Annotated in this window: 4 protein-coding genes; all 4 read left to right on the top strand. The window is 59.2% G+C overall.

Annotation, left to right across the window (positions count from 1 at the left end):
- Window positions 1-42 precede the first annotated feature (42 nt).
- Window positions 43-618, top strand: coding sequence for a LemA family protein (locus G1C94_RS03645; RefSeq protein WP_172144775.1), 576 nt, complete (start codon window positions 43-45; stop codon window positions 616-618).
- A 54-nt stretch (window positions 619-672) separates the two neighbouring features.
- Window positions 673-2862: a DUF2207 domain-containing protein gene (locus G1C94_RS03650; RefSeq protein ID WP_172144777.1), complete on the top strand. Its 2190-nt coding sequence runs from the start codon at window positions 673-675 to the stop codon at window positions 2860-2862.
- Window positions 2863-2946: 84 nt separating this feature from the next.
- The gene (locus G1C94_RS03655; RefSeq protein WP_172144779.1) at window positions 2947-3810 is read left to right on the top strand and encodes an aldo/keto reductase; all 864 of its coding nucleotides are present in this window, start codon (window positions 2947-2949) and stop codon (window positions 3808-3810) included.
- Between the two features lie 709 nt (window positions 3811-4519).
- Window positions 4520-7016: InlB B-repeat-containing protein (locus tag G1C94_RS03660; protein WP_172144781.1), on the top strand; the 2497-nt coding region annotated here is incomplete at its 3' end.

Here is a 7016-nt window from a genome sequence, read left to right on the forward strand (position 1 = left end):
TGAAAGGTGACTGTTCGTTTTCACATTTATAAGGAGCATGATATGGGCACGGGTGCCATCATCGCAATCGTCATCGCCGTTATCGTTGTTATTCTGCTGTGGGCCATGGGAGCCTACAACAGCTTGGTGTCTCTCAGGAATCGCGTGAAGAATGGCTGGGCGCAGATCGACGTGCAGCTCAAGCAGCGCGCCGACCTCGTCCCCAACCTTGTGGAAACCGTCAAGGGATACGCCTCCCACGAATCCGACGTGTTCACCAAGGTCACCGAGGCACGAGCCAAGGCCGTGTCCGTGGCCGCCGACCCGAACGCCAGCACCGCTGACCGCGCTCAGGCCGAGAACCAGCTTTCGCACGCCATCGTCAACCTTCAGGCCACCGCCGAAGCATATCCGCAGCTGCAAGCCAACCAGAACTTCCTCGACTTGCAGGCCCAGCTCAAGTCCCTCGAAGAGAAGATCGCCTACGCGCGCCAGTTCTACAACGACGTGGTGCTCAAGTACAACAACAAGGTCGAAACGGTGCCGAGCAACATCATTGCGGGCCTGTTCCACTTCGAGCAGTCGCAGTTCTTCGAGGTGGAGGAATCCGCCCGCCAAGCCCCGCAGGTCAAGTTCTGAGCGGCATCCGCAAATCGAATCGAACCACAGTAAAACATAAGTAGAGAGTAGCCGTTGAAAACAAGACTGATACGAGCCGCGATATTGTCGGTGGTGTTCGCCCTGCTCGCCGGGTTCATCACGACGACACTGGTGGCCGGCTCCGACGAAGCCGACCTGAGCTATCACAGCATCGATTACGATGCCGTGGTGCTGCCCAACGGCGACTTCAAGGTGAGCGAACACCTCGATTACAAGCTGCAAGAACGCAAAGATGACGACGACAACGTCAAGCCGTGGAAACAGCTGTATTGGCAATACACGCTGGACAGCGCAAAGACGACGAACATCAGCGACATCACCGTGTGCAACGCCACCACCGGCGAAACCTACGAGCAAATCGAGCCACGCAATCCCAGCTCCGTCACCAGTGACACATGGAATGCAACCTATGCGAAGCATTGGTATATCGCCGATGTCACCAACGGCGTCGACGATCCGCAGCCGTTCGACCCGCAAACGGATGGTCTGGATTCAACGCAAAGCGGCCAGCGTAAAACCGTGGAGATTGGCTGGAACATACCCGTCACCGATGAAGCGGACAGCCTGAAGTTCGACATCACGATGACCTTCCACAACGCCGTCACCCAATACAGCGACGTCACCAGCTTCCAATGGGAGCCGATTGCACCCGAAAACGAGGTGCCGGCCGGCAAGGTCACCGGAACGCTGCATTTCCCGGAAGGTATCACCACGAACACTTCCTGGGCGTGGCTGCACACCAAGAACACCTCGGACACCAAGCGCACCAGCGACGGCAGCCTGAACTTCACCGTATACAATCTGAAATCGAATGGCTACATTGACGTGGTGGCGGCTTATGACAGCAGCGTCTCGTCGGGAGTCAAGCGCGTGGCCGATGGGGAACGGCTCGATTCACTCAAGGCCGACGAGGCGCGCCAAGAGAAGGAATGGCATGACAGCCAACGCATGCGCGCCATTATCACCCTCATCATCTGGATTGGCACCGCGGTTGCGGGCATTGCGCTGTGCGTGTGGGGCATTATTGCCGTGGTTCGTTCCAACAAGGCCTCACGATATAGCGGCAACCTGGAGTATTGGCGCGACCAGCCCGGCCTGAGCCCGGCGTCGGCGGTGCGCCTGATTGACGTTGTGAGCAGTTCCAAAGGCACCGCGCAGTCCCGCTCCATGACGGCCACGGTGCTCTCGCTCGTCGTCAAACACGCCATCGCCATCTATCCCGGCCCCGCGAGCATCTACCGAGGCATCGATATGAGCCAGGCGGACGCGGCCAGCCTGTCTTCCATGATCGGCGCCGACCCCGCCAAGATGGACGCAACCTCGAAAACCAGCACGCTGGTCATCCTCCCGGCCGCGCTCAACAGCCGCGAAACGCTGGAACTGAGCCAGTCCGAAAGCTCGTGCCTGGATTTGCTGATCGACATTTCGCAGCGTGTCGGCTCTCCGGTGTTCGACTTCAAGCAGATGAAGAAGGCCTGCAAAGGTTGGGAAACCGGCCATGAGGTGATCGATGCGTACAACAAATCGTGCGACAACGAATTCAGCTTGCTTGGCGTGACGGAAAGCCGCAAATGGCAGTATCTCCTCGCCGGTGCATTGACCGCTGCATTGGGTATTTTCGCGGTCGGTTACAACACCCGCTTGGACAATCTCGCCTTGGCATTGTGCATGGGATTGCCGCTGTTGCTCGTGGGCCTGTTCTGCATGATGGCCGGCGCGCCGCTGGCGCTGACCGACCGAGGGCAGGAATACGCGGGGCGTTGCCTCGGCCTGAAGCGCTATATGCATGATTTCTCCGATTTCTCCGACCGCGGCACGCCGGATCTGACGCTGTGGGATTGGTATATGGTCTATGCCGCCGCCTTCGGTATTTCCAAGCGTGTGCTCAAGGAGTTGGCCAAGGCCTATCCGCAGGTGAGCGACCCCGAATGGCTTGATGCCAATGCGGCGGGAACGCTGCTGTATTGGAACTACCGCCCCTACGGCTGGTATTCGTCTGGATTGGGCTCAGGCTCCGTCTCCGGCCCGATGTTCGGCGGCGATTCCTTCTCCCCGAGTTTCTCCGACATCGGTTCGCAGATCAACTCCGGCTTCGCCTCCGTGAGATCCACCATTCAGGCAGCCGCCCCGTCCTCGTCCAGCGGTTCGGATGGTTCGTTCTTCGGCGGTGGCTTCGGTGGCTCCTCCGGTGGTTTCGGCGGCGGCGTTTCGGGCGGGCGGTAATATCGTCTGCGGCGTGTTGTGCGAGTAGGGTAGTGTGTGGATAGTTTAAGCATCGCTGATTCCGCGAACGTGAAGGAGTTTGCCATGACGTTGTTCCGTGATCTGGGGCCGTTGCACACCACCGCCATCGGGCACGGCGAAATGCCGCTGACCATCGAGAACAATCGTGGAACTGCCGTCGGCATCGAGACACTGCACGCCTCGCTGGACGCAGGTTGCCGCCATATCGACACCGCGTGGGCGTATTACACGCCCGGCGAAGAGGAGCAGACCGGCGAGAAGCTGGTGCGCGAGGCGCTTGAGACTTGGCAAGGCCCGCGCGACGAGGTCACCGTGGCCACCAAGGTGGGCTTGCGCCGCGCCTGGGACGGCGACAAGCCCGACTGGCCGCGCGACGGCAAGCCGGAACACCTGATCGCATACGGCAAGCAGTCGGCCATGGCGCTGGGCGTCGACACCATCGACTTGCTCTATCTGCACCGCCACGACCCCGAAGTGCCGTACAACGAGTCCTGCGAGGGCATCAAGGCACTGCTCGATCAAGGTGTGGCGCAGTGGGCGGGCGTCTCCAACGTCAGCATTGAGCAGCTCGATATCGCGCGCGAGATTCTGGGCGACAAGCTGGTGGCCGTGCAGAACCAGTATTCGCCGATTTATAAAGGCACTCAGGATACGCTGGATTATTGCGCGAAACTGGGATTGGCGTTCGTGTGCTGGAGCCCGCTCGGCGGATACCGCCACCCGTATGACGAGCACCTGTTCGACCCGTTCCGCGAGGTGGCCGCCGCACATGGCGTAAGCTACCAGCAGGTGGTGTTGGCATGGGAACTCGCTAAGGGCGACCACATGTTCGTCATCCCCGGTGCCCATCGGCCTGAAACCATCCTCGACTCCCTCAAGGCCGACGAACTCGAACTCACCGAGGCCGAACTCGCCAAGCTCGGCTGAGCTCGCCTTTGTTCTTAGTGGGTTCCGTTTAGTTTTCGTGTTGTTTGCCTAGTCCGGTGTCTGCGGTGGATGTTGCCGTGTTCGACACCCCGGACGAACAGCCCAGTGGGCTGTTCGTTTCGATATCAACGGACGGCGCCGTTTGGCGGTAATAGTCCGTCCCGTGTCCTCTGTAGACCTGCGTTGACGTTGTGAAGTCGTTTCCTGCGTGCTTGAGTCGCAGTGTCCATTGCTATTGTTCTCGGTCTGTTTTAAGTCGCAGTGCGCTCGCTATCGTTCTTGGTTTGTTTTGGGTTGCGGTGCTCGTCTTTTGTTCTTAGTGTGTTCCGTCGGGTTTGTGTGTTGTTTGCCTAGCCCGGTGTTTGGCGGCGGATGTTGCCGTGTTCGACACCCTCCGGGCCGGTAGGCCAAGTCTTACGTCGAACACAGCAACATCCGCCTAGGTTATTTTGACGTAGCCGGTCCATTCCGTTCTCGTTTTCTTCCCTTGTGACACGCCGGGGGATTTTGCTTCCCTCTTGTGGGGTTTGCCGGTGTTTGTCCCGGAATGGTGCGGTTGGGTTGTTTCGGTGTTGCGACCGCTGGAACTTGAGCGTTGTTCAGCAGTCGTGGGGGGGGGAATCTTTGATGCTGAATAAGTTTCGTGCGACCGGCTGGACGGTTTGGCTGTTGCGTGGTTGCGCGGGGAGTGTTGTGAAGGAGTTTTGTGATGATGGATCGTGTTGCTGGCCGCCCTGTGTGGCGGTGCGTGTGCGCGGTGATTGCGGTGGTCGCGACGGTGCTGGCGGTGATGGTGACGCCGATGGCCCGGGCGGCGGAGACGGAGGTTTCCTCGTGGGATGGGGCGCTGGCTGCGCTTGCGGGGGATGCCGATACGGTCACGTACACGGTCTCCGCAGATGCGAAGCCGGGTGCGACGTTGACGGTTCCGGCGGGCAAGACCCTGGTGGTCAAGGGTTCGGCTTCGCTGACCGGCGGCACGTCGGGCGAGCCGTTGTTCGAGGTCGCTGACGGCGGCCATTTGGTGTTGGACGGGGTTACGCTCACCGGCAACACGGTCGGCGACAAGGGCGCGGTGTACGTCGCCAAGGGCGGCGTCTTGGAGTTGGGTTCCGACAGCGCAACCGCCGCCGCCCCGTCGATTACCGGCAATACCAACGCCGGCTCGGCCTGTAATCTGGTGGTCGAGAAGGATTCGAAGGTGTATTTGAACGCCAGCCCTGACAAGCCGATCGGCCTGTCGTACTCCGGGACTGTCGAGGCGCCGGTCTCGCTGGTCATGAGCGGCCGTCACACGATTCAGTCCACCGACGTGGCCGCCGGCAAGATCGCGGCGGATAGTACTGGCCAGGCGACGGTGACGGCCAACGGTTGCGTCCTCGTGCGCAGCGCGACGCCGAAGATCCTGTACTGGTCACCGAATGGCTACTTCGGTAGAGATACGGACACACTCGGGGATGAGGGACAGTTGACGGCCCGGCAGAATAGCACTTGGAATGTGGCCAGCAACAGGTTCAATGGTCTCGGTGACCTTACCGTGATTCATGGCACCAAGACTGTGAGGAAGACCTTCGTCGGTGCTAACGAGTTGAACAATCTGTCGCTTGATCAGTTCGATTTCATTTACGTCGAGCCGAGCCGTACGCAGGTGGACGGCAGCTATTACACGGATGCTGAGATCAAGGCCCTGTTGTCGTTCTTGGATTCTGGCGGGCGTGTCTTCATCCAATGCGAGGACGTGAACTTCAACGCCGTAGAAAACACCCCGGGATCGAAGTTGGCGCAGGCTTTGAACACCGATTTCCAGGTGCTGAGTGCCCCCATGCTTCCTGGAGGTACCAATGCAACCCCTACGACCAGCAGGAAAGACTCGGCGGTGGCGGCTGCTCTGACGGAGAATCTGCCGGATACGTGGAAGATAAACGCTTCGAGTCCGATTTCGTATGATCCCGCTAAGGGCGGGAAAGAGATTTTCACCGCCACCTATAACGGGACTAATTATCCGGTTTGTGTGGATTTGCAGGCTGGTTCCACTGAAGATGCGACCCCGTGGGGCAACGTCACGATCATGACCGACGGGGACATCTGGCAAGGTCGCTGGAACGGTACTAACGGCACAACTCTCGCTACTACTACTCAGTTTGCGAAGAACTTGTTGAATACGAGTGTTGAGTCTCGTGATATTGCGGCGACTGGTGCGAATCCGAATGAGCGGTTTGTGGTGACGTTCAATTCGAATGGTGGTAGTGCCGTGGATTCGGAGACGGTGTTGAAGGGCAGTAAGGTTTCGGAGCCGGAGGCGCCGACGTGGGTGGGTCATGCGTTGGTGGGTTGGTATTCGGATGCGTCGCTTGCCGATGATACGAAGTGGAATTTCGATACGTCCACGATGCCGGGTGAGAATCTGACTTTGTATGCGAAGTGGACCACGGAGGCGTCGTATACGGTGAAGCATTACCTGCAGAACGTGGATGGTTCGTATCCTTCGGATCCGACTGCGACGGAGACCTTGAAGGGCACGATCGGCCAGGATACGGCTGCTGTGGCGAAGACGACGTATACGGGGTTCACTCCCGTCGCCTTCGACCAGGTTGAGGTCAAGGCCGATGGGTCCACGGAGGTGGTGGTCAAGTACACGCGCAACGAGTACACGGTGAAGTTCGACAAGAACGGCGGCACGGGTGATATGGCCGACCAGTCGTTCAAGTATGGCGAGGACGAGAAGGCGTTGTCCACGAACCTGTTCAAGCGTGCGGGTTACGAGTTTACGGGTTGGAAGGACAAGGATGATTCCACCAAGACGTATACGGATGGGCAGGCTGTGCAGAACCTGACCGCCGTGGACGGCGGGACGGTGACCCTGCTGGCCCAGTGGGGTCCGAATACGGATACCGCGTACACGGTTGAGCATTATTTGCAGAACGTGGATAACGACGAGTACACGCTCCAGTCCGAGGATACGGAGACGAAGCAGGGTACGACGGATACCGAGACGAAGGCTGAGGCGAAGACGACCTATACGGGTTTCGCTGCCAAGGACTTCTCCCAGGAGAATATCTCCGGTGACGGCAAGACGGTGGTGAAGATCTATTACACGCGTGACAAGCATGACGTGACCTTTGACGCGAAGGGCCACGGTACCACGCCCGACAAGCAGGAGTCTGTCAAGTATGGTGCGAAGGTCAAGAACCCTGGCGACCTGTCTC

Source organism: Bifidobacterium panos (assembly GCF_012932445.1).
GTDB lineage: Bacteria > Actinomycetota > Actinomycetes > Actinomycetales > Bifidobacteriaceae > Bifidobacterium > Bifidobacterium panos.

Excerpts from the sequence above, each read along its gene's own strand:
- G1C94_RS03645 (WP_172144775.1), top strand. The coding sequence starts at position 43 with ATGGGCACGGGTGCCATCATCGCAATCGTCATCGCCGTTATCGTTGTT.
- G1C94_RS03655 (WP_172144779.1), top strand. The coding sequence starts at position 2,947 with ATGACGTTGTTCCGTGATCTGGGGCCGTTGCACACCACCGCCATCGGG.